The sequence below is a fragment of the Roseateles sp. AC306 genome (assembly GCF_979253795.1).
In genome coordinates this window covers 14911-41072 of the sequence record NZ_CEEDEB010000011.1, presented here as the reverse complement: position 1 = coordinate 41072, position 26162 = coordinate 14911, and the positions used below count along the sequence as shown (strand labels likewise).

Here is a 26162-nt window from a genome sequence, read left to right as displayed (position 1 = left end):
GCGGCGAATGGCGGGCCTGGATGCGTGAACGGCAGGGAGGCTGTCTAGACAAGTGCGGTGCAAGAATGCCGGCATGCCCTGGATTTCACTTGACCTGCAACGCCGCAGCCATGGCGTGGCCGTGCTGACGATGAACCGGCCCGCCGTGTTCAACGCCTTCGACGAGACGCTGATCGCCGAGCTGGACGCGGCCTTCGCGCAGCTGGGCAGCGACGACAGCGTGCGCGCCATCGTGCTGGCGGGCGCCGGCAAGCACTTCAGCGCCGGCGCCGACCTGCAATGGATGCAGCGCGCCGCTGCCGCGTCCGAAGGCGACAACCTCGCTGATGCGCGGCGCTTCTCCGCCATGCTGGCGCGCATTGCCGAATGCCCCAAACCGACCATTGCGCGCGTGCAGGGCGCGGCCCTGGGCGGCGGCGTGGGGCTGGTGGCGGCCTGCGACATGGCCGTCGCGTCGGAGGCGGCAAGCTTCTCCGTCAGCGAGGCGCGGCTGGGCATCCTGCCCGCCGTCATCGGCCCGCATCTGGTCAATGCCGTGGGCCTGCGCGAGGCGCGGCGGCTGGCACTGACGGCGGCCCGCTTCGGTGCGGACGAGGCCTTGCGCCTTGGTCTCGTGCAACGCGCGGTGCCGGTCGACGGCCTGGATACCGCCGTCGACGCCTTGGTGACTGACCTGCTCGCCTGTGGGCCGCAAGCTCTGGTCGAGATCAAGCAGCTCTACGCGAGCCTTGCGCCCGGCGCCGTCACGGCCGAGGTGCGCGAGCTGACCGCACAGACGATTGCCCGCGTGCGCACCACGCCCGAAGCCCGCGAGGGCTTCGCGGCCTTTCTCGCCAAGCGCAAACCGAACTGGACACCTCCCGAATGACCCTCGACAACGCCCGCATCCTCGTCGTCGGCGCCGGCCTGATGGGTGCCGGCATCGCCCAGGTCGCCGCCCAGGCCGGCCACGAAGTCCTGCTGTTCGACGCCCGCGCCGGCGCCGCCGAGGCCGCCAAGGCCAAGCTCGCGCAGACGCTCGGCGGCCTCGTCGACAAGGGCAGGCTGACGAGTGAAGCCGCGCAGGCTGCGCTGGCCCGGATCACGCCGGTGGACGCGCTTGCGCCGGTGGACCTCGTCATCGAGGCCATCGTCGAAAACCTCGACACCAAGCGCGCGCTGTTCGCCGAGCTGGAGGCGCTTCTGGCGCCCGAGGCCGTCATCGCCACCAACACCTCGTCCATCTCGGTCACGGCGCTGGCGCGCGGCATGAGAAAGCCCGAGCGCCTGGTGGGCATGCACTTCTTCAACCCTGTGCCGCTGATGAAGCTGGTCGAGGTCGTCTCCGGCCTCGGCACGTCACCCGATGTCGCGCAGGCCGTCTTCGACCTCGCCGGCCGTTGGGGCAAGACCGCCGTGCACACCCGCTCTACGCCTGGCTTCATCGTCAACCGCATCGCCCGCCCTTACTACGCCGAGGCGTTGATGCTGTTGCAGGAGCGCGCGGCGACGCCCGAGTTGATCGACGCCTGCCTGCGCGCGGCAGGTTTCCGCATGGGCCCCTGCGAGCTGATGGACCTGATCGGCCACGACACCAACTTCGCGGTGACGAATTCGGTCTTCGCCGCCAATTTCTTCGACCGCCGCTTCACGCCGTCGCTGGTGCAGCAGGAGCTGGTCGACGCCGGTTATCTCGGCCGCAAGAGTGGGCGGGGCTTCTATCGCCATCCCGAAGGTGCACCCGCCCTGCCCATCATCAGCATCGCGCCGCCGCGCGCCGGCCGGGTCGTCGTGCATGGCCGCGGCGCGCTGGCCGAACGCTTTGTCGCCAACCTGCCCGAGGCGCTGCGCGAACTGGACAGCGACTGGATCGGCATGACCGCCGATGGCTGCCAGCTGCGCCTGACCGATGGCCGCCGCGCCGCCGAGTTCGGCCCGGGCACGGCCGTCTTCGACCTGCCGCTCGCGCCGGTCGGCGATATCGCCTACGCGGGCGACTCCGCCGCCGCCGCCTGGCTGACCCGATTGGGCCTGGTGCCGCGCGAAGTCGCAGACCTGCCCGGCCTCGTCGTCGCGCGCACGATTGCGATGCTCATCAACGAGGCAGCCGACGCGGTGCAGCAAGGCGTCTGCGACGAGGCCGGTGCCGACGCGGCGATGAAGCTCGGCGTCAACTATCCGGCCGGACCGTTTGAATGGCTGGCCTTCTGGGAGGCCGGGCCTGTCGCCGCACTGCTTGATCGGCTCGACCAACACTACCGAGGCGAGCGTTACCGCGTGTCGCCCTACCTCAAATGACCCACGCATTCATCTGCGACGCCGTTCGCACGCCCTTCGGCCGCTACGGCGGCGCGCTGTCGTCCATCCGCGCCGACGATCTCGCCGCGCTGCCGATCAAGGCGCTGATGGCGCGCAACGCGCACGTCGACTGGGCGGCGGTGGAAGACGTCCTCTACGGCTGCGCCAACCAGGCCGGCGAGGACAACCGCAATGTCGCCCGCATGGCGGCGCTGCTGGCCGGCCTGCCGGTGGGCGTGCCCGGCATGACTGTGAACCGCCTGTGCGGCTCGGGCCTGGATGCAGTCGGCACGGCCGCGCGCGCCATCCGCGCCGGTGAGGCCGGGCTGCTGATCGCTGGCGGCGTGGAGAGCATGAGCCGCGCGCCCTTCGTCATGCCCAAGGCCGAGAGCGCCTTCAGCCGCGCCAACGCGATCTACGACACCACCATCGGCTGGCGCTTTGTCAACAAGGCGATGAAGGCAGCCTACGGCGTGGACGCCATGCCAGAGACGGCCGAGAACGTGGCGGCCGATTTCGGCATCGAGCGTGAGGCCCAGGACCGCATGGCCCTGGCCTCGCAACGCAAGGCCATCGCAGCGCAGCAGCGCGGTTTCTTCGAGCGCGAGATCGTGCCCGTGAACGTGCCGCAGAAGAAGGGCGAGCCGCTGCGCGTGTTGCTCGACGAGCACCCGCGCGAGACCAGCATCGAGGTGCTCGCCAAGCTCAAGGGCATCGTCAGGCCGGACGGGGTCGTTACGGCCGGCAATGCCAGCGGCGTCAACGACGGCGCCTGCGCGCTGCTGCTGGCCAGCGAGGCCGAAGCCGCGCGCCATGGCCTCACGCCGCGCGCGCGCGTCGTCGGCATGGCCACGGCCGGCGTGGCGCCGCGCATCATGGGCATCGGCCCGGCGCCGGCCACTCGCAAGGTGCTGGCGCTGACTGGCCTCACGCTCGCGCAGATGGATGTCATCGAGCTCAACGAAGCCTTTGCGGCGCAGGGCCTGGCCGTGCTGCGCGACCTGGGCCTGGCGGACGATGACGCCCGCGTGAACCCCAACGGCGGCGCTATTGCGCTGGGCCACCCGCTCGGTGCCAGTGGCGCGCGGCTGGTCACGACGGCGATCAACCAGCTGGAAGTGACCGGCGGCCGCTACGCGCTGTGCACGATGTGCATCGGCGTGGGGCAAGGCATTGCCCTCGTCATTGAAAGAGCCTGATGGCCTTGATCAGGCTTACTCGAAGAAGAGTCGGCTGATGCCCTTGACGCTCACCAGGTTGCCCGGGTTGCTGGTCTCGTTGAGCACGCCGCTCATGCGCTTGAGCAGCCGCGGACTCTTCTTGGCGCGCCAGATCAGCAGGTCCGCCAGCCATGGATGGGCGTTGACGCGATTGGCGCGCTCGTAGAGATCGAACTTGGGCTTGAGCGCCGTCAGCCCGGCCTCGTAGGCCGCGCGCGCGGCGGCATCGTCGGTGTGGGCCAGGATGGCATCCGCCGCCAGCATGCCGGTCTCCATCGCCTTGCCGATGCCTTCGCCGGTGAAGGAGTAGGTCGAGCCCGCCGCCTCGCCCGTCACCAGCAGGCCGGGCCGCGACCACTTCGCACCCGTCAGCGTGCAGCGCAGCGGCGCGCCCTTCAGTTCGCCCACCAGTTCGCCCACGCGCATCAGCTCGGCCGCCGGCGCGTACTTCTCGACGAAGGCATCGAAGATGGCGCGCAGATTGACGTCCTTCTTGACGCCCTTGCCGCCACCCAGGTCGCGGTGGCTGTTCGTCACGCCGACGCCGATGTTGAAGTGACCATCCGGTGCCGGGAAGATCCAGCCATAGCCCGGCTGCACCGCCTTGTCCCACACCACTTCGAGCGCCTTGATCTTGCCCACCATCTGCGGTGCCTTCACGTAGCCGCGCAGGGCCACGCCGCTGGGCGTGTGCCGCTCGCACATGCCGGCGGCGGTCAGCGCCTTGGGCACGGCACCCGTCGCCAGCACGACCCAGCGCGCCGCCACCTCGACGATCTCGTCGCCGCGCTTGAGCCGCGCGCCGACGACACGGCCGTCCGCCTCCAGCGGCGCCTCGAAGCGCGCCTGCTCGAAGCGTGCGCCGGCGTCGCGCGCCGCCTGCAGCAGCAGCGCGTCTAGTTCCTTGCGGGGCAGCACCGCCAGCGTGCCCGGCACGTCGATGCGCCCGCCGCGCGGGCCGATGCAGCCGACATGGGCCACGGGCTCGGCGCGCCGCATCACGTCATCCAGCAGCCCCAGCCGTGCCAGCGCCTTGTGCGCATCGGGAATCAGGCCGTCGCCGCAGATCTTGTCGCGGCCTTGGTGGTGCTGGTCGATCAGCAGCACCTCGATGCCGGCCTGAGCCAGCACCCGTGCGCAGGCGCTGCCGGCGGGGCCGGCGCCGATGATGAGGACGTCAACAGGCATCGATTGAAAACTGGGTTGGCAGGTGGCCGATTGTCGGGCAGCGCCGGATGGCGGAGCTTGGCGGTTTGGAGCCCCGAAGGAACAAAGAAAAAGGGCGTCTTTCGACGCCCCTTGGACCCGTCCTAGCCGGCCGTCAGAACTTGTAGGCGGCCTGCAAGTAGTAAGTGCGGCCCAGCGGGCTGGCATAGCGCGGGTCGTACCCGAGCTGATGCGAGCCGGTGTTGCGCAGCGACAGGGGCGGCTTCTCATCCGTGAGGTTGCTGATGCCGAAAGTCAGGTCCAAGCCCTTCATCGCCGTCCACTTCGTCTGCCAGTCGAAGGTGTAGTACTTCGGCACATCCAGCGCGGTCGGGATGCAATCCACACCGTCGTCCACGGCGCAGTTTTCCTCGTCGTGGAAGATGTCCTTGTAGCCACTGCGGAAGTTCATGGACACGCTGTTGGTGACGGTCCCCATTTCCATTCCCAGTGACGCTGAGATGACGTTGCGGAAACTCACCGCAGCGTTGCTCCCGTAGCGGCCCAGGCTCGTTTCCCATTGGTTGCTCGTGCCCGGCAGTGTGTAGCGCGACTTGAGCAGGTGGGTGCCGCCGATACGGGCCGTCATCGTGCCCATGTCGAACGTGGTGCGGCCGCGGAGATCCCAGTCGAGGCCTTCGTTCTGCACGCGACCAATATTGACCGGTACTTGATTGATGGCCACGTAGGTCAGGTTATTGGATGACTTGAACTTGGTGGTGAACGAGCTCAGGTAGGTCGCAGGGTCTGAGAAGTACAGCGCTTCGTCGGGCCGCTGCACTGCGTTCTTGATGCGCACGCTCCAGAAGTCCAGACCCACCGACATGCCCGGGCTAGGCTCAAACACTATGCCGACGGTCCACTGCTTGGACTTCTCGGGCTTCAGGTCAGGATTGCCGCCGTTGAAGACTTCGTGCTGGTTGTCGGTGCAGACATAGCCCTTGCCGAAGTAGCCCAACGGGTCGTATGCCCCGTTGAACGGGCACTTGTAGCTGCCACCGGTGACGCCGAAGTCCACCTGCGGCTGGGCGATTTCCACCATCGAGGCGAGCCGGAATCCGGTGCCGTAGGACGCGCGCATCACCAGTTCCTTGGTGGGCGAATAGCGGCCGCTGACCTTGTAGGTGCCGGCGCGTTGGCTCGTGCCGTAGTCCTTGCCGTCAATCTTGTTGGACACACCGGAATAGTTGTCGAAGCGTGCCGCGCCGGACAGCTCCAGCGTCTTGGTAATGGGCATGACAAGTTCTGCGAACACGCCTGCGCTCTTGCGGCTCAGGTCGTACTCGGCCTGTGGGTCGTCAAAGAGGATCTCGGCATTGGCCACAGCCTTGTTGGCACGCAGCTCGAAGGAGCTGGTGCGGACATCGGCTCCCAGGCCCAGCATGGCAGCGCCGCCCGGAAGCTGGAAGACCTCACGCGACGCATTGGCTTGAACGCCGACCATCTTGATGGTCGTGGTGTTGTAGTTGCCGATGTACTGGGTGCTGCGCAGCGCGTCGAGTTGCGCTTGCGGCATTGTCCCCAGCGTGTATGGGAAGGGATCGAACTGCTGCGCCTGGATGGCGGCGTTGAACTTGTCGGCCAACGGGAAGCCGCCGACGTAGTTCTGTGGCTGCTTTTGGGTCGAGTAGGTGAGCGACGCGGAACCGTCCCAGCCCGCGACCATGCCTTCGATCCCCGCCACAGCGTGCGTTGACTTGGCGGCGTAGTCGTAGGCGCGGTTGCCCATGTCGTACAGCCGGTACTTGACGTTGACCGATTGCATGTTGGCCAGTTGGGCCGCTGTCAGACTGGGCGCGATGTACTTGGCGAAGTAAGGATGGCTGGACGAAAGACCGAACTCTGCCGGATACGGTGCGATACGGGCCAGCGTACTGACGTCGGTGTAGGCCAATTCGCCGAACAGACGCAGGTCGGAGTTCAAGCGCAGCTGCGACGTTACGAACAGACTCTTGCGCTCCTGCTCCGGAGCGATCTCGACGGAGGTGGTGTAGTCGAAGAAGCACTGCCGACCAATAGCGACGTGGGCGGCCGGGCAGTTGCCGTTCGTTTCCAGATAGGGGCTGAAAGAGACGGTGCTGACCTGGTTCGGATTCTCTGTCGTTGGATTGAGATAACGCACGTCCACATTGGGCGGGATCGAGCGCGATGAGCCGTTGAAGAAGGTCAGCTGGCGGCCTTGCTGGTCCTTGAACTCGATGATGCCAGTCCTGGCGAAGTCGCGCTGCGAGGCCTTGAGCTGCCGCTGACGGTCGTAGCTGAGCGTTGCGAAGAGCGAGTAGCCGTCACGGTCGACATCACCCCAGCCCTTGCTGATGGAGAAGTTCTTTTGCCCACCGCCGCCATGCTGGGTCTTGGAGGCTCGGGCCGTGAAGGTAAAGGGCGCCGCGCCTTTCTTCAGGATGAAATTGACGACACCGGCAATGGCGTCCGCACCATAAAGCGCCGAGGCGCCGTCGGTCAGCACCTCGATGCGCTCGATGGCCGCAAGGGGAATGGAGTTCAGGTCGATGGTCGTGCCCGACGTGGCCGGTGCCAGGCGGCGGCCGTTCAACAGCACCAAGGTGTATTGCTCGCCCACGTCATGGATGGACGCGGTGGTAATGCCGCCGCCCCCGCCGCCCACCGAGTCCGCCGACACGGTGAAGCCCTGCATGACGGGCAGTTGTTGGATGAAGTCCGTCACGGTGGTGACGCCCGACTTCTCAATGTCCTTGCGCGAGAAGGTCTGCACGGGAACGGACGCTTCGGCTGCAATGCGCTTGATCGAGCTGCCGGTGACCTCGACGCGCTCGAGTTGGTCTGGCGTCGTCTGTGCAAAGGTAGGCAAGGCAATCAGCCCAAAGGCTACCGTGACAGCGGTAGAGAGCAGGTTTCGTTTGTGCATGTGAACTCCAAATGGGCCGATAGGCCATTGACACCGCGCGAGCCACCCGATCGGGCGTCTACACCCTCATTCCGCTATGGAATTCGCTGGATTGTCAGAAGGAGGAATGGTCGAGGACGCTCAGGGAAAGTCAGGGGGCGGCGTGCAATGGCGGGGTGCCCGGTGCGGCCGCAGGTCCTGGCGATCGCCAACTAACTCATAAGTGACTGATGGCACTTGATTTTTTTGCGGCGCTGCTAATTGGTGCGCGTCTTTTTCGTTTGTGCAAGCTCTAATCTGGTGAGCGGTTTGTGTCAGCAATGAGACAGCAATGTCCTTGTGGCTGCAAATTGCTGTGCAGATTCACGCTTCGATCTGTTGCGCTTGCGCTGGGTTCTGCGAACGCCGCGACGGCGACCCCTCGCGGCTTCAAGAGCTTCGGCAGAGTCCTGAGTCGTTGGCCAAGATCGTCCTCGTCGATTTGATGGCTCAGCTGCTTCTCGACCTCACGGTCGTGCAGAGGTAACTTGGTGAAGAACTCGACGAGTTGCTTGCGATTGAGTTTCCGCGGAGCAACGCCGGACCCTTGCGGTCTGGCCTTGCTAGTGAAACGAAGGCTTGCCCAAATCGATGCCAACCATGGTTACAGAGTCCATGATGACCTCCGCCACAAAGAAGAACACCCCGGAAACCTATGTCACCGGGGTGTTCAGGGCAAACATGAGATGGGGTGACCATCTCATCCGGCCCGCCGAGGCGGGCCTTGCGCCGTCGCCTTAGAAGCCGTAGGCGGCGCGCACGAAGAACGCGCGACCCAGCGGGTCGGTGTAGCGCGGGTCATAGCCACGCTGCGAGCGGGTGGACTGGTTCGAGAACGGTGGGTCCTTATCGAACAGGTTCTTGACGCCGATGGTCAGCGACGAAAGCTTGGTGAACTTGTACGTGGCCGATGCGTCGACCAGCGTGTAGGCGTCCACATCGCCGTAGAACGTTGCACCGCCCACGACGGTGGCGGCATCGTTTTGGTCGCGGTAGCCGCTCAGGTGGCGCATGCTGATGCGGGCGCCAAGCTTGTCAAGCGACCAGGCAGCGGCGAGGTTGTGCTTCCACTCGAAGACCGGGTTGCCATCGCTGTAGATGCCGACGTTTTCCTTGAACGGATCGCTCGGGTTGGTCTGGTACTTGTAGCTCTTCACGTACGTGCCGTCGTAGGCCAGCGCAAGCGCCCCCAGGCCGCCGAGCTTCAGGTTGTAGCCCGCCGAGAAATCGAAGCCCTTGGTCTTGATCTTGCCGATGTTGTCGTTGAGCTGAATGATGTAGCCAATGGCGGGGCTGTTGTTGTCCAGCCCGGAGCAGCGGTTCAGGGTGTTCTGGATGGCAACTGACAGTGTGTTGCAACGCACGAAGTTCGCGGCGTAGCGGGTCGGGTCGGCAATGATGGTGTCCAGCGGCAGAACATTGATCTGATCGCGCAGGTCGATGCTCCAGTAATCGACCGAGAACGTCAGATCCTTCATCGGCTCGAAAGCCGCGCCGATCGTGAAGGTCTTGGACTTCTCCGGCTTCAGGTTGGGGTTGCCGCCGTTTTGAACCTGAGGCTGCAGGCCGCAGTCGCGGCTTTGCACGCCACCCTTGGATGGGATGGCCTTGCCGGCCGAGTCGCACAGCACCGGGTCGTTCTTGGCGCCGGCAGAGAAGGTCACCGTTTGTGGCGCGTTCAGGTCATCCAGGCCAGGAGCCCGAAAGCCCGTGTTGTAGGAGCCGCGCAGCACGACTTCCTTCATGGGCTGGAAGCGAATGCCGATCTTGGGATTTGTTGACTTGCCTGCGTCCGAGTAGTCGTCGGTGCGGATCGCAAGCTGGATTTCGACGTTCTTCAAGACAGGCAGCAGCAGCTCGGCGCCATAGGCCTTGACCGTCCGGTCGCCGCTCTTGTGATTGATCGAGCGGCCGGCCGACGGGATATTGGTGACAACGTCGTCGTTGGTGTCGAAGCGGTAGTTTTCCTTGCGAACTTCGCCGGCCAGGGCGAGCGCGGCTGCGCCACCGGGCAGGTCGAACAGTTCGCGGCTGGCGCGCACGTCAAAGCCCTTGGTCTCGCCCGAGGCGAAGCCGAACACACCCTTGCGCTTGGCCTGCTGGATGACGGCAAGTTCGGCCGCAGTGGCGGCACGGAAGGGGTTGAGGTTGCCGGCGGCGACCTGGGCACGCACGAAGGGCACGCTCACGTAGCCGTCAACGGCTGCATCGTTTGCGGTGCTGCGCGACAGCATGGCGCCCAGGCGGTAGTCCCAGCTGGCGATGACGCCGCTGAGGTCAACGACCGCGCGCTTGGCTTCGGCATTGGCCTCGTTCGTCCGCGGGCCGGCGGGCACCATGCGCCAGCCGACGTTGATGGGCTTGGTCGTGTCCAGGTTGGGCACGCCGATTGGATAAGCCGGGTTGCCTGGGTTGATGGTGATGCCGGACACCGGATCCGGTGCCACGCGCGAGGTGTTGCGGTTTTCGGTCGCCAGGCCTTCGATCGTCAGCGTGTGGTCTTCGGCCAGCCGGAATGCTGCGCGACCTGTGAGCGTCGTCTGCTTGGTGTCGGGAATGATGTCGATCGTCGAGCTGAAGTCGAACACGCATGCATTGGCATTGCTCGGGTTCGGCAGCGACAGAGGCGCGGCGCAGCCGGGTGCGCTCGGGTTGAACGAGCGGCTCTCGCGGCCGGTCGGGAAGTCCGTGGACACCGGCACGATGAAGCTGCCAGTGAAGTTGCCCGGGAAGGTCGTGCCCGAGTTGCCGTTGACGCCGCGACTCGGGATGATGCCGGTCTTGCCGAAGTCGCGGTCCAGGGCATGCACGCCCTGCTGGCGGCGGCTGTCCAGCGATGCCCAGATGTTGAACTTGTCCTTTTCCAGGTCGCCAAAGCCGAAGGTGACGGAGGCGCCTTCCTTCTTGCCGCCTTCCTGGCGGGGCTTGCTTGCCTCGATGACGAACTGGCCGCCGCGGTAGTTGGACTTGGTGATGAAGTTGATCACGCCACCGATGGCGTCGGTGCCGTAGACAGCGGATGCACCGTCACGCAGCACTTCGACGCGCTCGATGACCGCAAACGGAATGGAGTTCAGATCGACGGCGTTGGCGTCGAAGGCGAACGAGGTCATGCGGCGGCCGTTCAGCAGCACCAGGGTCTTGTTGCTGCCCAGCGCGCGCAGGTTGGCGTAGGCGGCACCGCCAGTGCCGGAACCAATGGAGTTCGTGCCCGGCGTGCTGGACTGGCTGGCCGACAGCAACTCCATGATGCCTTCGACGCTGGTGACGCCTTGCTGGCGCAGGTCGTCGACCTTTACAACAGTGATGGGCAGAGCGCCTTCATCATTGATGGAACGCCGGATCGCGGAACCTGTGATTTCGACGCGTTCCAGCGATTGTTGGGCAAAGGCCGGTTGGGTAGCGGCTGCAAGACAGGCCAGCGCAGCTGCGCCGACGGCATGACGTTTGAACATTCATCAACTCCTAACGGTAAGGGCAAACTTGCCACCTGGTGGGTCGCAAGCGGTAGTCCAGCCCGGCGGTGTTGCCGGGAAGCGCGTGAGGAAGTGTGAGGAAAGTTTTCTGTACCGCTTTGCGGGTTCGTCCCAATTGAGCGGTCACTGGCCTCCGGAGTGCACCGTTTTTGGCCGATGCAAGTACAAACCCGGAGGCGCGAGCGGGCGGGCCGCCGCTGTTATGTGGCTCACGGGCAACAACGCGCGGTGGCGGTCCAGCATGAATATGCCGGAAAGCAACACTCCATCCCCTTCATTCGGAAGGGTGCGGTGCGTCGATGGATTCCCCGGCTGGCTAGCCGAGGCCGCCACCAGGCGTCAGGCGACCTTCACCCGCAGGCGCCACGCGTGCAACAACGGCTCCGTATACCCGCTCGGTTGCGCCTCACCCTTGAAAACCAGATCCAGCGCCGCCTGCATCGCCGCGCCTTCGGGGTTGGCGGTCAGCGGCAGGTAGGCCGGGTCACCAGCGTTCTGGCCGTCCACCACCCGGGCCATGCGCGTGAAGGTCTCGCGCACCAGTTCGGCGCTCACCACACCGTGGCGCAGCCAGTTGGCGATGTGCTGGCTGCTGATGCGCAGCGTGGCGCGGTCTTCCATCAGGCCGATGCCGTTGATGTCGGGCACCTTGGAGCAGCCCACACCCTGGTCCACCCAGCGCACGACGTAGCCCAGGATGCCCTGCACGTTGTTGTCCAGCTCCTGCTGGCGCTGTTCCGGCGTCCAGTCGGCGCTCGGGGCCACGGGGATGGTCAACAGCGCATCGAGCAGCCCGCCGCTTTCGGCCGCGAGGTCGATCTTCTCGAGCTCCTGTTGCACGGCGGCGACGTTGACCCGGTGATAGTGCAGCGCATGCAGGGTCGCCGCGGTGGGCGACGGCACCCAGGCGGTGTTGGCGCCCGCCCTGGGATGGGCGATCTTCTGTTCGAGCATCGCCGCCATCAGGTCGGGCATGGCCCACATGCCCTTGCCGATCTGGGCGCGGCCACGCAGGCCGCAGGCCAGGCCGGTCAGCACGTTGCTGCGCTCGTAGGCGGTGATCCAGCTGGACGTCTTCATGTCGCCCTTGCGCAGCATCGGGCCGGCACGCATGGCGGTGTGCATCTCGTCGCCGGTGCGGTCCAGGAAGCCGGTGTTGATGAAGGCCACGCGGCTGGCGGCGGCGGCGATGCAGGCCTTCAGGTTGACCGAGGTACGGCGCTCCTCGTCCATGATGCCCAGCTTGACGGTGCTGTCGGGCAGCCCCAGCAGCTGCTCGACGCGGGTGAACAGCTCGGCGGCAAACGCGACCTCGGCCGGGCCGTGCATCTTGGGCTTGACGATGTAGACGGAGCCCGTGCGGCTGTTACCCCGGCGCTGCAAGTCATGCATCGCGATGGTCGTCGTGACGACCGCGTCCATGATGCCTTCCGGAATCTCGCTGCCGTCGTCCAGCAGGATGGCCGGGTTGGTCATCAGGTGGCCGACATTGCGCACGAACATCAGCGAGCGGCCGTGCAGTGTGACCGTGCCGCTGCCGCCCGGCGCCGTGTAGACGCGGTCGGCGTTCAGGCGGCGCGTGAAGCTCTTGCCGCCCTTGGCCACCTCCTCGGTCAGCGTGCCCTGCTGGATGCCCAGCCAGTTGCGATAGGCGAGCAGCTTGTCCTGGGCATCGACGGCGGCGACGGAGTCTTCCAGGTCGAGGATGGTGGACAGCGCGGACTCCAGCACCACGTCGCTGATGCCGGCGGGGTCGCTGCGGCCGATGAGGGTCTCGCGGTCGATGCGCACGTCCAGGTGCAGGCCGTGGTGCACCAGCAGCAGGCTGCTCGGAGCGTCGGGTGAGCCTTGATAGCCGGCGAAAGTGCCCGCATCGGCCAGGCCGGTCACGTCGCCGGAGGCCAGCGTGACGGACAGCTGATCGCCTTCGATGCGGTATTCCACGGCCTGGCTGTGCGAGCCTTCGGCCAGCGGCGCGGCCTGGTCCAGCACCTGGCGGGCGAAGGCGATGACCTTGGCGCCGCGCACGGGGTTGTAGGCGCCGTCACGGGTCGCGCCGTCGGCTTCGGAGATGGCATCGGTGCCGTACAGCGCGTCGTACAGCGAACCCCAACGCGCATTCGCCGCGTTCAGCGCATAGCGCGCATTCAGGATGGGCACGACGAGCTGCGGGCCGGCCTGCAGCGCAAGCTCGGCGTCGACGTTCGCGGTGGTGGCCTGCACCTGGGCGGGTGGCTCGACCAGGTAGCCAATGCGGGTCAAGAAGCCGCGATAGGCCGGCATGTCGGTGATGGGGCCCGGGTGGGCCTCGTGCCAGGCGTCCAGCTCGACCTGCAGGCGGTCGCGTTCGGCCAGCAGGGCGCGGTTCATCGGCGCCAGCTCGTGGGCCAGCTTGCTGAAGCCGGCCCAGAACACATCGGCGGCGATGCCCGTGCCGGGTAGCACTTCGGTGTCGATGAAGCGGGCCAGGTCGGTGTCGACCTGCAGGCGTTGGCGGGTGGTGCGGCTGGCGGTGGACATGGGGCGGACTCCAGGCAGAAGAGCAAAACACGGATGCCGAAATCTAGCGCTCCGCCGTGTCGGGATTCCCTGTGCGGCACGCCATTCATCTGTGACTTGGACGCATGGATCGTGCCCGGAATGGCGTTCTTTGCATCGGCAACCCAGCACAATCAAGGCATGGACAAGCTCAAGCAGATCGAGTCCTTCGTGCTCGTCACGGCCAAGGGCAGCCTGACGGCGGCGGCGCAGGCCGAGGGCGTGGCGCCCGCCGTCATGGGCCGGCGGCTGGACGCGCTGGAGGCGCGGCTAGGCGTCAAGCTGATGCTGCGCACGACGCGGCGCCTGACGCTGACGGCCGAAGGCCAGGCATTCCTGGAGGACTGCCAGCGCCTCATCGCCGCGCTGGCCGACGCCGAAGCGGCCGTCAGCGCCGGCGGCCTCAAGGCCAGCGGCCATCTGCGCGTGACCGCCCCGGCCGGCTTCGGCCGCCGCCATGTCGCGCCGCTGGTGCCCGGCTTCCTGGCGGAACACGCCGAACTGAGCCTGTCGCTCAACCTCAGCGACCGCGTTGTCGACATCGTTCATGAAGGCTTCGACTGCGCGGTGCGCGTGGGCGACCTGCCAGACTCCAGCCTCGTCAGTACCCGCCTGGCCGACAACCGCCGCCTGTGCGTCGCCACGCCCGGCTATCTGAAGCGCGCCGGCACGCCCAAGCACCCCGACGACCTCGCGCGTCACGCCTGTCTGACGCTCAGCTCCGAAGCCAGCCAGACGCGCGGCTGGGCCTTCCAGATCGACGGCGCCGTGCAACACCTGCGCCTGAGTGCGCGGCTGGATTGCAGCGATGGACAGGTGCTGCACGACTGGTGCGTGGCCGGTCTGGGCCTGGCCTGGCGCAGCACCTGGGAAGTGGAGGCCGACATCGCAGCCGGCAGGCTGGTCAGCGTGCTGGACGACTTTGCCGCGCCACCCAACGGCATCTACGCGGTGTTCCCGCAGTCACGCCACCTGCCGCTGCGGGTGAGGTTGTGGGTGGAGCATTTGCGCGGGCACTACGGGCGGGCGGAGTACTGGCGGAGCTGAGTGGGGGCGCCGGGACGCGGCCGGACGCAATTGCTCCGTGTCCCCCGGCCGCTTCGCGACCTCCTCCTTGACCTGCGCAATTGCGCCCGACCACATCCCGGCTTGTCCACCAGCGGCTTTCGCGACGACAACCCAATGCAACGCCAAGCAGGAGGGCGGGTGGGCCTGATGCGCAGGTAAAGGAGGAGGGCCGCGTACCGGCCCGGTGGACTGAGCCCGGACTCAAACAGTCCTGAGGACTGTTTGTGCCTGGCGAAGGATCGGGCCGCTGGCCCGAGCAACGAAGCATCAGGTCCACCCGTCCTCCTGCGCGCATCCATTCCCGGCGGAAGTCAGTCCCCGAACTGAACCTTCGCCCGCTTGCCCACCCACGCGTCGAACTTGCCCGCATACGCCTCTTCCACCCGGTTGCGCTTGACCTTGAAGGTCGGCGTGATGAAGCCGTTGTCCACGGTCCATGGCGTCTTGATGAGGATCAGGGTGTCGAGCTGCTCGTGCGGGTCCAGCCGGGCGTTGACGTCTTCCAGGTGCTTGGCCAGCTCGGCCTGCAGGCCGACCGCATCGCTGGCGGCGCGCTGTAAACCCTGCGGCGACAGCATGGCAATGCCAAGCGGCTGGTTCAGGTTGGCGCCGGCCACGCAGCAGGCCTCGATGGCGGGGTTCATGCCCAGCTTGTCTTCGATGGGCGCGGGGGCAACGTACTTGCCCTTGCTGCTCTTGAACAGGTCCTTCACGCGGCCGGTGATGCGCACGCAGCCGTCGGCGTCCTGGCTGACCTTGTCGCCGGTGTGCAGCCAGCCGTCGGCGGTCAGCGCGTCGGCGGTGATGCCGGGCTCCTTGTAGTAGCCGATCATCAGCGCCGGGCTGCGCATCTGCAGCTCGCCGTTGGCCGGGTCGATGCGGGTCTGCACGCCGGCATAGGCCGGGCCGACGGTGCCGCGCTGGTTCTTGCCGGGCAGCGTCATGTGCGACAGCGCCAGGTTCTCGGTCATGCCGTAGCCCTCGTTGATGTGCAGGCCCAGCGTGGCGTACCACTCCAGGAGTGCCACCGGCATGGGCGCGGCGCCGCCGACGGCGATGCGGCATTGGTCCAGGCCCAGCGCCTTCATCACCTTCTTGCGCACCAGACCGCCGATGATGGGCAGGCGCAGCAGCTTGTTCATCTTCTGCGCCGGCATCTTGGCCTGCACGCCCTGCTGGAACTTGACCCACAGCCGCGGCACGCTGAAGAAGATGGTGGGCCGCGAGCGTTGCAGGTCGGCGGCAAAGGTCTCCAGCGACTCGGCGAAGAACACCTTGAGACCGACCTTCAGCCAGGCATGCTCGATGAGCACGCGCTCGGCCACGTGGGCCAGCGGCAGATAGGACAGCATGCGGTCGCTGGCGCTCATCGGGAAGCGCAGCAGGCCCTCGTTGATGGCCCAGGTGAAGGCGCCGAAGTTGTGCATCACACCCTTGGGGTTGCCCGTCGTGCCCGAGGTGTAGATCAGCGTGCAGAGTTCACTGGCGCCGCGGACGACCTCGCCCTTCAGCGGCTCGGTGCGGGCGCAGATGGCGTCCCAGCTCTCGTAGTTCTGCTTCACGTCGTCGGGCGACAGCGCGTAGCTGGCGCCGGGCAGGCTGGGCATGACGCCGGGCTTCATGCCCTCCCAGCCGTCCAGCTTGCCGATGAAGACGAAGCGCGCCTCGCTGTGCGTGAGGATCTGCGTGATGGTGTCAGCGGCCAGCGTCGGGTACAGCGGCACGGAAACATAACCGGCCATCCAGATGGCGAGGTCGCTCATCAGCCACCAGGCGCAGTTCTTGGACAGGATGGCCACCTTGGCATCGGCCGGCCAGCCCTCGGCGGCGCCCTTGGCCTTCAGGAAGGCGGCCATGCGGCGCACCTGGTCGCCCACCTGCGCCCAGGTGAAGTCGCGCACCTCGGTGCCTCCCATCGGTTGCGTCAGCGTCACGGTGCTGCCGGCAGTGCGCTCCCAGTGGTAGAGGCGTGGCAACGCGAGTTGGTCGGCGGCGATGGTGGCCATGGGTGTCTCCTGGGGGCTTCTTTTCGGATCCGCGAAGTTACCGCGCGGGAAAGGCCAGCCCCTACGGGTAAACGCTTTTTGGCGTGACGCGCTCCCCACATTCCGTAGAGCGCCCGCTCTAGAAACGCCGACGGCCGGCCATCAGTAGACGGTGTGGGGCGGGTCGCCGAGCAGTTCCTGCAGCAGCGCCCGGGCCTTCAGCAGCTCGCGGTTGATGCTGCGCGTGGACACATCGCGCAGCGTCGCGACCTCGGCGATGGACAGGCCCGCGAAGCCAATCATCTCGATCAGCTCGTAGAGGCCCAGGTCCAGCTCGCGCATGCGCGCCAGCGCCTGATCCAGGCCGATCAGGTCGACCGCCTGGCTCTGCACGGCGGCCACGTCGCTGGCGGCCGAGAGCGTCACCATGACGGCGTCGCCACCGCGCTTGTCGCGGCCGTCGGCGCGCAGGTGGTCGATGACGACCGAGCGCAGCACGCGGCCGACATAGGCGAAGAACTGGCCGCGCGTGTCACCCTGCAGGCCCTGCTGGTCGGCCATGCGCAGAAAGCCTTCATGCACGAGGGCCGTGGTGTTCAGCCCGGCAGCATGGCCGCTCTGCGCCAGGCGGATGCGGGCCACGCGCTTGATCTCCGGATAGAGCGCCGCATAGAGCTGCTGAAGGGCCGCCGCCTCGCCGCGCGATGTGCCGGCGAGAAGCTCGGTGATCGCGGGCGGGGTGACCAAGTCAGTCTTCCTGGAAGGCGGCGAGGGCGGCGGTGATGTCGGCCTCGCTGGCCTCGCGCTGCACCGGCGCGTCGGCGACCCAACCTTCGCGCTTCAAACGCGCCACCCATTGCCCGGCCTCGCGGCCTTGCTCAAAGCCGCTGCTCTGCAGCAGCAGGTCGCCGCTTGACGACAGCAGCTTGAAATAGAACTTGCCGTCCGCCTCGCGGTACTGCTTGAAGACCGGCAGCGCGGCTTTCTCGACCTTGGCGTGGGTGGTCACCGCAGTGGCCGTGTAAGGCCGCAGGCCCACCGCTGCGCGCAGCCGCTGCAGGAAGGGCGCAGCGATGGCGCGGGCCTTGGCGGCACCGGCCTGCAGCGTCGCTTCGAGCTGCTCGGGATTGCTCATCAGCGCCGCGTAGCGCTCGCGCATCGGCCCGATCTGCGCCTCGATCAGCGCGACCAGCTGCTGCTTGGCCTCGCCCCAGCCCAGGCCGGCGCGCAGCGCCGCGCGGAAGGCACTCCGCTGCTCGGGCGTGGCGAAGGCGTCGTAGATGGTGACGAGGGCCTGACCGTCCGGGTCCTTGGGCTCGCCGGGCAGCTTGCTGTCGGTGACGATGCGCGCCACCGCCTCCTTCAGCGCCGCGCTGCCGCCCTCGAAGAGCGGGATGACGTTGTCATAGCTCTTGCTCATCTTGCGGCCGTCCAGCCCAGGCAGCAGCTCCATCTCGGCTTCGGTCACGGCCTCGGGCAGCGTGAACAGGTCCTGGCCCTTGCCGAAGAGATGGTTGAAGCGCTGGCCGACGTCGCGGGCCATCTCGATGTGCTGGATCTGGTCCTTGCCTACCGGCACCTTGTGGGCGTTGAACAGCAGGATGTCCGCTGCCATCAGCACCGGGTAGCTGAACAGGCCCAGGCTGACGTTGGCATCGGGCTCCTCGCCGGCCGCCACGGCGGCGTCCACGGCGGCCTTGTAGGCGTGCGCCCGGTTCATCTGGCCCTTGGCCGTGACGCAAGTCAGCAGCCAGGTCAGCTCGGGGATCTCGGGGATGTCGCTCTGGCGGTAGAAGGTGACGCGCTCCGGGTCCAGGCCGGCGGCCAGCCAGGTGGCGGCGATGGCGCGGCTGGAGTGGGCGATGCGGTCAGGCTCGTCGCACTTGATCAGCGCGTGAAAGTCGGCCATGAAGAAGAAGCTCTCCACCCCCGCCGTGCGGCTGGCGGCGACCGCCGGGCGGATGGCGCCGACGTAGTTGCCGAGGTGCAGGGTGCCGGTCGTGGTGATGCCGGTCAGGACGCGTTGGGACATGGGACTGAAGCCAGAGAGTTCAGCCCGGATTGTGGCGTCAGCTGCGCTTTCTGGAGGGCGGTGCGGCCACTGACGCACGCCAGGTCACGGTGATGTCGAACTGCCGTGACACGGGCAGCTCTTCCTCGTAGCAGCGGTTCAGCAGCCAGTTCAGGCCGGCCAGCGTCACCTCGCGGCTGGGGATGTGCACGGAGGTGAGGCGCGGCGCGGCGAACTCGGCGCTGGGGGAGTCGTCGTAGCCCAGCACCGACACCTCGTGCGGCACCGAGACGCCCCGCTCCTGGAAATGCGCCAGCAGGCCGATGGCCATCTCGTCATTGGCGCAGAACACGGCGGTGGGCAGGCGCTTGGCGCCCAGCAGCACGGCGGCGGCGTCCCAGCCGGCCTGGTTGGAGAAGTCGCCAGGCACGGTCTGCACCTTGGACATGTCCAGCCCGCGAAGCGCCAGCTCGCCCATGAAGCCGTTAAGCCGCGCGACGTTGTCGGGCGAGGTCGTCGGGCCGGAGACAACGGCGATGTCCTTGTGCTTGTGCTGCAGCAGCGCGCGCGCGGCCTGCACGCCGCCCTGCACATGGTCGGCCGTGAAGCACTGCTCCTTGATGCGGTCGAAGTGGCGGTTCAGAACCACCACCTGCCGCGCCGCCGGGCCCAGGGCCTTGATGTCGTCATCCTGGATGGCGTTGGACAGCACGATGAGGCCGTCGCAGTCGCGGTCGAGCAGGAAGCGCATCGCGTCGTTGGTTTCCTTGCGCTCGTCCTCGATGCCCTCGCCGAAGGCCACCACCATGTGCAGGCCCTTGCCGCGCAGCACCAGGTCGATGACGCGCAGGATGGGCGTGTAGTAGGTACCGCGCAGGAAGGGGATGTAGACCCCGATCAGCTTAGACGTGCCATTGCCGAGGGACCGCGCCGCGTGCGAGGGGCGGAACTTCAGCTGCGCGATGACCTTGCGCACCCGCTCGGCCGTGGCCGGCGCGACGGAACCGTTTCCGCTGATGACGCGCGAGGCGGTGCCCACGCCCACGCCTGCCACTCTTGCCACGTCCTTGATCGTTGCCATTCGCCCTCTGCTCTCCGCTGCGCGGATTGAATCACAGGCGCTACAGCGGACAGATGGGCGTCGGGTCGGCCGGCTCGGGCAGGCGCGCCTGCTTGATCTTCTCCTTGCCGCTCAGCCCGCCGCCGACCGGCCACCAGGGCCTGGCTTCATGGGCGCTGAACTGGCAAGGGCCCGCCGGCCACGGGAAGGGCAGCCGGCCGGTGAAACCCGGCCAGGGCTTACCGTCGCCAGACGCAACCAGCACGTCGGCCAGGCCGGCGCCTTCGGTGCCTGGCTGCCAGGCGGCAATGAAGGCGTCGCTCTTGTTGGCAAGGTCGTTCACATACAGCGGCCGGCCGGAATAGAGCAGCGTGATGACCGGCCTGCCGCGGCCGGCCACGCGCTGCAGCACGGCCATGTCCTGCGGGTGGCGCTTGCTGTGGCGCAGGTTCTCGGTGAGGCGCACGTCGCCCTCGCCCTCGGCATAGGGCGTCTCGGCCAGCACCGCAATGACGGCGTCGAAGCGGGCCGGGTCTTGCTGGCTGCCCTCGGCATCGAAGACCACCTGCCCGGCGCCCAGGCGCTGGCGCAACGCGGCGAGCAGCGAGGTGCCCTGCGGATAGTCGGCATTGGTCGTGTCGCGGCCCTGCCAGGTCACGCTCCAGCCACCGGCCTGATGGGGCAGGCTGTCGGCCGCCGCGCCGACAACGAGCACGCGGGAGGTGGGCGGCAGCGGCAGCAGGCCGGACCTGTGCTTCAGCAGCACGAGCGACTCACGCACCGCGCGGCGCGCCAGTTCGGGCGCCTGCATGGCCTCCACCGTGGCGGGCACGGCCGTCGGCACCGACATGCTGAACTTGACGCGCAGGATGCGGCGCACGGCGTCGTCGAGTCGGGCCATGGGGATGCGGCCCTGCTCGACGGCGCGCACGGTGTTGGCGTGGAACGCTTTCCACTGGAAGGGCACCATGACGATGTCCATGCCGGCGTTGATGGAGTCCGGGCAGTCGTCATTCGTGCAGCCGGGCAGCTGGCCGATGCCGTCCCAGTCGCTGACGATGAGGCCGTCGAAGCCCAGGCGCTCCTTCAGCACGCCGGTCAGCAACGTCTTGTTGCCGTGCATCTTGCCGTGCGCGGTGTAGCTCGTCGTGTCGGTCCAGCTGCTGAAGGAGGCCATGGCGGTCAGCACGCCGGCATCCAGCGCGCCGAGGTAGCCGGCGCCGTGCACATTGGCCAGCTCTGCGGGCGAGGCATGGGCCACGCCCTGGTCGATGCCGCGGCGCGTGCCGCCGTCGGCGATGTAGTGCTTGGCGGTAGCCAGCACACCGCGGCCGTCCTTCAGGCCATCCTGCAGGCCTTCGACCGAGGCCTGGCCGAGCTTGCGCACCAGGGCCGGGTCGGCGCCGAAGCTCTCGTAGGTGCGGCCCCAGCGCACATCCTGCACGACGGCCAGCGTGGGCGCGAAGGCCCAGTGCAGGCCCGTCGCGCGAATGGCGCGGGCGGTGGCGCGGCCGATGTCGCGCACGAGGTCGGTGTTGCGCGTGGCGCCCAGGGCGATGTTGTGCGGGAAGAGCGTCGCGCCGCGGACGTTGTTGTGGCCGTGGACAGCGTCCGTGCCCCAGATCAGCGGGATGCCCGGCGTGGCCTGCAGCGCGGCGGCCTGCAATTGTTCGGACAGCGCGCGCCACTGCGCCGGCGTGGCGGCCTTGTCCATGCCCGGCCAACCACCGCCCCCGTTCAACACGGTGCCGATGCCGTAGTCGCGCACCTCGTCGGGCGTGATGGTGCGGATCTCGGGCTGGGTGATCTGGCCGACCTTCTGGCGCAGCGTCAACGTTTTCAGCGCGGCTTCGACGCGGGCTTCCAGCGCGGCATCGCGCCGGGGTTGCCGTGCCGGCCAGGCCTGCACGATGGGGTCGGTTTCGGCGGCGTCGGCGGCGGTGGCCAGCGCGAGCAGGCCGGCGAGCGCAGCAAGTGGGAGGAGGGGTGAGGTGCGGGTCATCGTGGTCTGGGCGGTCGGGGCCGCGACGGTAGGTGTTGGCTAAATGAAACGTCAACCCCCGGGCGACTGCGATTGACAAGCGCAGTAGACACGAATTAGATTTGCGTCGCGGTTGGAACCGGTTCCACTTTTGCTCCACTTCCAGGCCTGGCCAGCCAGGGAGTGGCAGTGAGAGCCGTCCAAACCAGCGAACAAGACGAACCAGGAGAAGACAAGAATGCCTCGCCAATCCCCGTGTGCCACCCCGCACGCCCTAGCGGCCAGCGCCACCTCGCGGCGCCTGCGCCTCACCCCCGTCGCTGCCATCTGCATCGGCTTCCTGAGCGCCTCGGCGCTGGCGCAGACCGCGCCCGCCACGGAGCAGAAGCTCGACACCGTCACGGTGACGGGCTTCCGCGCCAGCCTCGAGTCCTCGATCAGCACCAAGCGCAATGCCGACGCCATCGTCGAGGCCATCTCGGCCGAGGACATCGGCAAGCTGCCCGACGTGTCCATCGCCGATGCCATCTCGCGCCTGCCGGGCCTCACGGCCCAGCGTGTGGCGGGCCGCTCGTCGGTCATCAGCATCCGCGGCATGGCGCCGCGCTATGGCGTCACGCTGCTGAACGGCCGCGAGATCGTCAGCACGGGCGACAACCGCTCGGTGGAGTACGACCAGTTCCCCTCGGAGCTGATCAACGCCGCCACCGTCTACAAGACGCCCGATCCGAGTCTCTCGGCGCAAGGCCTCTCGGGCACGGTCAACATGAAGACGTTGCGGCCGCTGGACTTCGCGACCTCTCAGATGGTCATTGGCGGCCGCGTCGAGCGCAATTCCAACGGCTCGCTCAACCCCGAGATCTCCGGCACCGGCAACCGGCTGAGTGCCTCGTGGGTCACGCAGTCGGCCGACCGCAGCTGGGGCGCCGCCGTCGGTTTCGCTCATCTGGATTCACCCAACCAGGAGAAGCACTACAAGAGCTGGTGGTGGGCCAACACCAGCGTCTGGGGCTCGCCGCTGCCGGGCACGCCGGACGACTCGGTCGCGCTGCAGGGCTTCGAGATCGGCGTGGCGTCGTCGCGCCAGAAGCGCGACGGCCTGATGGCGGTGCTGGAGTACAAGCCCGGCAACGGCCTGCACAGCACGCTGGACCTGTACTACTCCCGCTTCAACCAGACCGAGTCGCGTCGCACGGTGATGTCGGACATGGCGGTCTGGTCGGGCGCCAGCTGGAGCGGGGCACAGACCACCGTGGTCAACGGCGACAAGCTGGTCACCAGCGGCATGGTCAACGACGTCAACCCGGTTGCGCTGACGACCTTCAACAAGCGCAAGGACGACATCCGCGCCATCGGCTGGAACAACGAGCTGAAGCTGGCCGACTGGACGCTGGCGGCGGACCTGAGCTGGTCCAAGGCCAGGCGTGACGAGCAGAACGCCGAACTGGCCGCCGGTGCGCCAGCGCGCGTGAGCCTGGGGCAGGTCAACATCGCCACGGGCGACGGCATCTCCACCTTTCACCCGAGCTTCGACTATGGCGACGGCAGCAAGGTCATGCTCACCGACCCGCCCGGCTGGGGGCGCGACGGCCGCAGCCAGTTTCCCAAGGTGCGCGACCAGATCAAGGCGCTCAAGCTCAGCGCCGGCCGCACATTCGAGGGCTTCTTCAACAGCATCGAGGGCGGCCTGGACTACTCCGAGCGCGACAAGGACATGAACCGCACCGAGGTCTACTACAACCTCAAGAACAACCGTGCGCCGGTGCTGATCCCGGCGAACCTGCTGCGCACGCCGACCGACCTGTCGTTCGCCGGCAGCCCCATCCGCATGGTCAATTTCGACGTGCCCAGCGCGCTGGCGGCGGGTCTGTACGACACGGCCCCTGCGGCCAACGACCAGGCGCCGGGTCGCATCTGGTCCGTGCACGAGAAAGTGACGGCGGCCCACGCCAAGCTGGGCTTCGACGCCGAATGGGGACTGCCGCTGCACGGCAGCCTGGGTGTGCGCGTGGTGCATGCCAAGCAGTGGAGCAACGGCCTGCTGTGGAACCCCAAGACCAACGCCAGCGACCCCACCACCGGCGGTACCAGCTACACCGACGTGCTGCCCAGCCTCAACCTGGCGGCCGACCTGACCGAGCGCACCGTGCTGCGCTTCGGCCTGGCCAAGGTGCTGGCGCGGCCCAACATGGAAGACATGCGCGCCGGCTTCTCCGGCATCACAGTCGGCGAGCAGGACCGCCTGTGGTCGGCCAGCGGCGGCAACGCCAAGCTCGAGCCCTGGCGCGCCGACGCAGTCGACCTGTCGGTCGAGCACTACTTCAGCAAGCGCAGTTATGTGGCGGCGGCGGCCTTCCACAAGCACATCACCAACTTCGTCTACGGGCAGTCGATTCCGTTCGACTTCACCGGCTTCCCGAACCCGACGCAGTGGGTGCCTTTGAAGAACATCGGCACGCTCAACACGCAGGCAAACGGGCAGGGCGGCATGATTGCCGGCACCGAGCTGAGCGGTTCGCTGGACGGCGGCCTCATCAGCCCGGCGCTGGACGGCATCGGCGTGTCGATGAGCTACTCCAACACGCGCAGTTCGCTGCACGAAGAGAACAACCCGAGCAAGCCGCTCGACGGCCTGTCGGGCGTGGCGACCAACTTCACCGTCTACTACGAGCGAAACGGGATCTCGGCCCGTGTCGGCAGCCGCCACCGCTCGCCGTTCGTCACCACGGTGCGCGGCACCTTCGGCGAGAACGTGCCCAGCATGATCCTCGGCGAGACCATCATCGATGCCCAGATCGGCTACGCCTTCGAGTCCGGCCCCTACAAGGGCTTGTCGCTGACGCTTCAGGTCAACAATCTGCGTGACCGGCCCTACCGCACCCGGGTGGGCATCTCGTCCGGTGCCAGCGATCCGAACTCGACATTGCCGGAGCGCTACACGTCGTACGGGCGTCAGCTGCTGCTCGGCGGCTCGTACAAATTCTGAACCTGACCCCATTTTTGTAGTTGCCTGAAAACCGCGCCGGCTTCGCTGCCGGCGCCCTCACATCCGAAGCATGAGCTCCAACACCGCCCCGAAACGCCAAGACTTCCCCGCCGACTTCCGTTGGGGCGTGTCCACCTCTTCTTTCCAGATCGAAGGCGCCGGCCGTGAAGACGGCAAGGGCGAGTCCATCTGGGACCGCTTCTGCGCCGAGCCCGGCCGCATCCGCGACGGCAGCAACGCGCTGGTCGCCTGCGACCACTACCACCTGTTCCCGCAGGACCTCGACATGGCGAAGCAGTTGGGCGTCAACGCCTACCGCTTCTCCATCGCCTGGCCGCGCATCCTTCCCACGGGGCGTGGTGCCGTGAACGAAGCCGGCCTGGCCTTCTACGACCGCCTGGTCGACGGCATGCTGGAGCGCGGCCTGGACCCCTGGGCCACGCTTTACCACTGGGACCTGCCGCAGGCGCTGCAGGAGCAGGGCGGCTGGTTGTCGCGCGACACCATCGCCGCCTTTGTCGAATACACCGACATCGTCACCCGTCGCCTGGGTGACCGGGTCAAGCACTGGATCACGCACAACGAGCCCTGGTGCTCCTGCATGATGAGCTACTGGGAGGGCGTTCACGCCCCCGGCGGCAAGAGCCTGGCGGACGGCATGCTGGCCTGCCACCACGTGCTGGTGTCGCACGGCCAGGCTATTCCCGTCATCCGCGCGAACTCGCGCGGCGCCGACGTCGGCATCACGCTGAGCCTGCACCCCATCACCGCCGCGTCCGGCAGCGCAGAGGACGCTGCTGCGCTGAAGCGCCACGACGGCCTGCGCAACCGCTGGTTCCTGGACCCGCTGTTCGGCCGCGGCTACCCGGCGGACACGCTGGAACTGCTCGGCGACGCCGCACCCACCGTGCTGCCGGGCGACCTGGATGCCATCGCGACGAAGACCGATTTCCTCGGTGTGAACTACTACTTCCCCGAGGCGGTCAAGGACGACCCGGCCGGTGGCCCCATGCGCGCCAGCCTCGCCGAGCGGGACGGCGTGGAGCGCACCGGCTTCGGCTGGGAGGTCTCGCCGCAGGGGCTCGTAGACCTGCTGACCCGCATCCAGCGCGACTACAACCCACCGGTCATCCAGCTGACCGAGAACGGTTCGACCTTTGAAGACGTGCTGACCGCCGACGGCCGCGTGCACGACAAGGAGCGCCTGTCTTATCTGCAGCGCCACCTGGTCGCGCTCAAGCAGGCGATGGATGCCGGCGTGCCGGTCAAGGGCTACTTCGCCTGGAGCCTGCTGGACAACTTCGAGTGGGCCGAAGGCTATCTGCGCCGCTTCGGCCTGGCCTATGTGGACTACGCCACGCAGCGCCGCATCCTGAAGGACAGCGGCCTCTGGTATGGCCAGTTCTTGAATGAATGATTAACGCGTTCAACCCCGCCACTGAAGGGGTA

The 26162-nt window shown here is 67.3% G+C and carries 15 protein-coding genes; 6 read left to right on the top strand and 9 right to left on the bottom strand.

Features of this window, described 5'->3' with window-relative positions; translation table 11 throughout:
- Positions 1-73: 73 nt before the first annotated feature.
- The 3 genes from AC0IZJ_RS19800 to pcaF are packed head-to-tail and all read left to right on the top strand — an operon-like array spanning position 74 to position 3476.
- Complete coding sequence (locus AC0IZJ_RS19800; protein ID WP_471853049.1) at positions 74-868, top strand: enoyl-CoA hydratase-related protein; 795 nt, start codon at positions 74-76, stop codon at positions 866-868.
- A complete protein-coding gene (locus AC0IZJ_RS19795) occupies positions 865-2277 on the top strand; it encodes a 3-hydroxyacyl-CoA dehydrogenase NAD-binding domain-containing protein (protein ID WP_471853048.1) in 1413 nt (470 codons plus the stop codon). Before AC0IZJ_RS19800 ends, AC0IZJ_RS19795 begins: the two co-directional genes overlap by 4 nt.
- Positions 2274-3476: a 3-oxoadipyl-CoA thiolase gene (pcaF, locus tag AC0IZJ_RS19790; RefSeq protein WP_471853047.1), complete on the top strand. Its 1203-nt coding sequence runs from the start codon at positions 2274-2276 to the stop codon at positions 3474-3476. Before AC0IZJ_RS19795 ends, pcaF begins: the two co-directional genes overlap by 4 nt.
- A gap of 15 nt (positions 3477-3491) precedes the next feature.
- On the opposite strand, the gene AC0IZJ_RS19785 is transcribed toward pcaF, so the two are convergent.
- The 4 genes from AC0IZJ_RS19785 to AC0IZJ_RS19770 all read right to left on the bottom strand — a co-directional run bounded on the left by AC0IZJ_RS19785 (position 3492) and on the right by AC0IZJ_RS19770 (position 13604).
- Positions 3492-4685 (bottom strand): NAD(P)/FAD-dependent oxidoreductase, encoded by a 1194-nt coding sequence (locus AC0IZJ_RS19785; RefSeq protein WP_471853046.1) that lies wholly within the window; start codon positions 4683-4685, stop codon positions 3492-3494.
- A gap of 133 nt (positions 4686-4818) precedes the next feature.
- On the bottom strand, positions 4819-7533 hold the full coding sequence (locus AC0IZJ_RS19780; protein ID WP_471853044.1) for a TonB-dependent receptor: 2715 nt from the start codon (positions 7531-7533) through the stop codon (positions 4819-4821).
- 812 nt (positions 7534-8345) lie between these two features.
- Positions 8346-11063 (bottom strand): TonB-dependent receptor, encoded by a 2718-nt coding sequence (locus AC0IZJ_RS19775; RefSeq protein ID WP_471853042.1) that lies wholly within the window; start codon positions 11061-11063, stop codon positions 8346-8348.
- Between the two features lie 360 nt (positions 11064-11423).
- The gene (locus AC0IZJ_RS19770) at positions 11424-13604 is read right to left on the bottom strand and encodes a malate synthase G (RefSeq protein WP_471853041.1); all 2181 of its coding nucleotides are present in this window, start codon (positions 13602-13604) and stop codon (positions 11424-11426) included.
- 159 nt (positions 13605-13763) lie between these two features.
- Here AC0IZJ_RS19770 and AC0IZJ_RS19765 point away from each other — a divergent pair, with 159 nt between their 5' ends.
- Positions 13764-14669 carry a LysR family transcriptional regulator gene (locus AC0IZJ_RS19765; protein ID WP_471853040.1) on the top strand — a complete coding sequence of 302 codons (906 nt, stop codon included), beginning with the start codon at positions 13764-13766 and terminating at the stop codon, positions 14667-14669.
- A gap of 332 nt (positions 14670-15001) precedes the next feature.
- On the opposite strand, the gene AC0IZJ_RS19760 is transcribed toward AC0IZJ_RS19765, so the two are convergent.
- From AC0IZJ_RS19760 to AC0IZJ_RS19740, 5 genes are all read right to left on the bottom strand, one after another.
- On the bottom strand, positions 15002-16696 hold the full coding sequence (locus AC0IZJ_RS19760) for an AMP-binding protein (RefSeq protein WP_471853039.1): 1695 nt from the start codon (positions 16694-16696) through the stop codon (positions 15002-15004).
- A 141-nt stretch (positions 16697-16837) separates the two neighbouring features.
- Positions 16838-17422 carry an ECF-type sigma factor gene (locus AC0IZJ_RS19755; RefSeq protein WP_471853038.1) on the bottom strand — a complete coding sequence of 195 codons (585 nt, stop codon included), beginning with the start codon at positions 17420-17422 and terminating at the stop codon, positions 16838-16840.
- A 1-nt stretch (position 17423) separates the two neighbouring features.
- Entirely contained in the window at positions 17424-18707 is a 1284-nt protein-coding gene (locus AC0IZJ_RS19750) for a tryptophan--tRNA ligase (RefSeq protein WP_471853037.1), read from the bottom strand.
- Between the two features lie 37 nt (positions 18708-18744).
- Positions 18745-19767, bottom strand: a complete 1023-nt coding sequence (locus AC0IZJ_RS19745; protein WP_471853036.1) for a LacI family DNA-binding transcriptional regulator — start codon at positions 19765-19767, stop codon at positions 18745-18747.
- 40 nt (positions 19768-19807) lie between these two features.
- Positions 19808-21748 carry a glycoside hydrolase family 3 protein gene (locus tag AC0IZJ_RS19740; RefSeq protein ID WP_471853035.1) on the bottom strand — a complete coding sequence of 647 codons (1941 nt, stop codon included), beginning with the start codon at positions 21746-21748 and terminating at the stop codon, positions 19808-19810.
- A 217-nt stretch (positions 21749-21965) separates the two neighbouring features.
- Between AC0IZJ_RS19740 and AC0IZJ_RS19735 the strand changes: the two genes are divergently transcribed.
- Both AC0IZJ_RS19735 and AC0IZJ_RS19730 read left to right on the top strand, forming a co-directional pair.
- Positions 21966-24713, top strand: a complete 2748-nt coding sequence (locus AC0IZJ_RS19735; protein WP_471853033.1) for a TonB-dependent receptor — start codon at positions 21966-21968, stop codon at positions 24711-24713.
- A gap of 70 nt (positions 24714-24783) precedes the next feature.
- Positions 24784-26130, top strand: coding sequence for a GH1 family beta-glucosidase (locus tag AC0IZJ_RS19730; RefSeq protein ID WP_471853032.1), 1347 nt, complete (start codon positions 24784-24786; stop codon positions 26128-26130).
- The last annotated feature ends 32 nt before the right edge of the window (positions 26131-26162 follow it).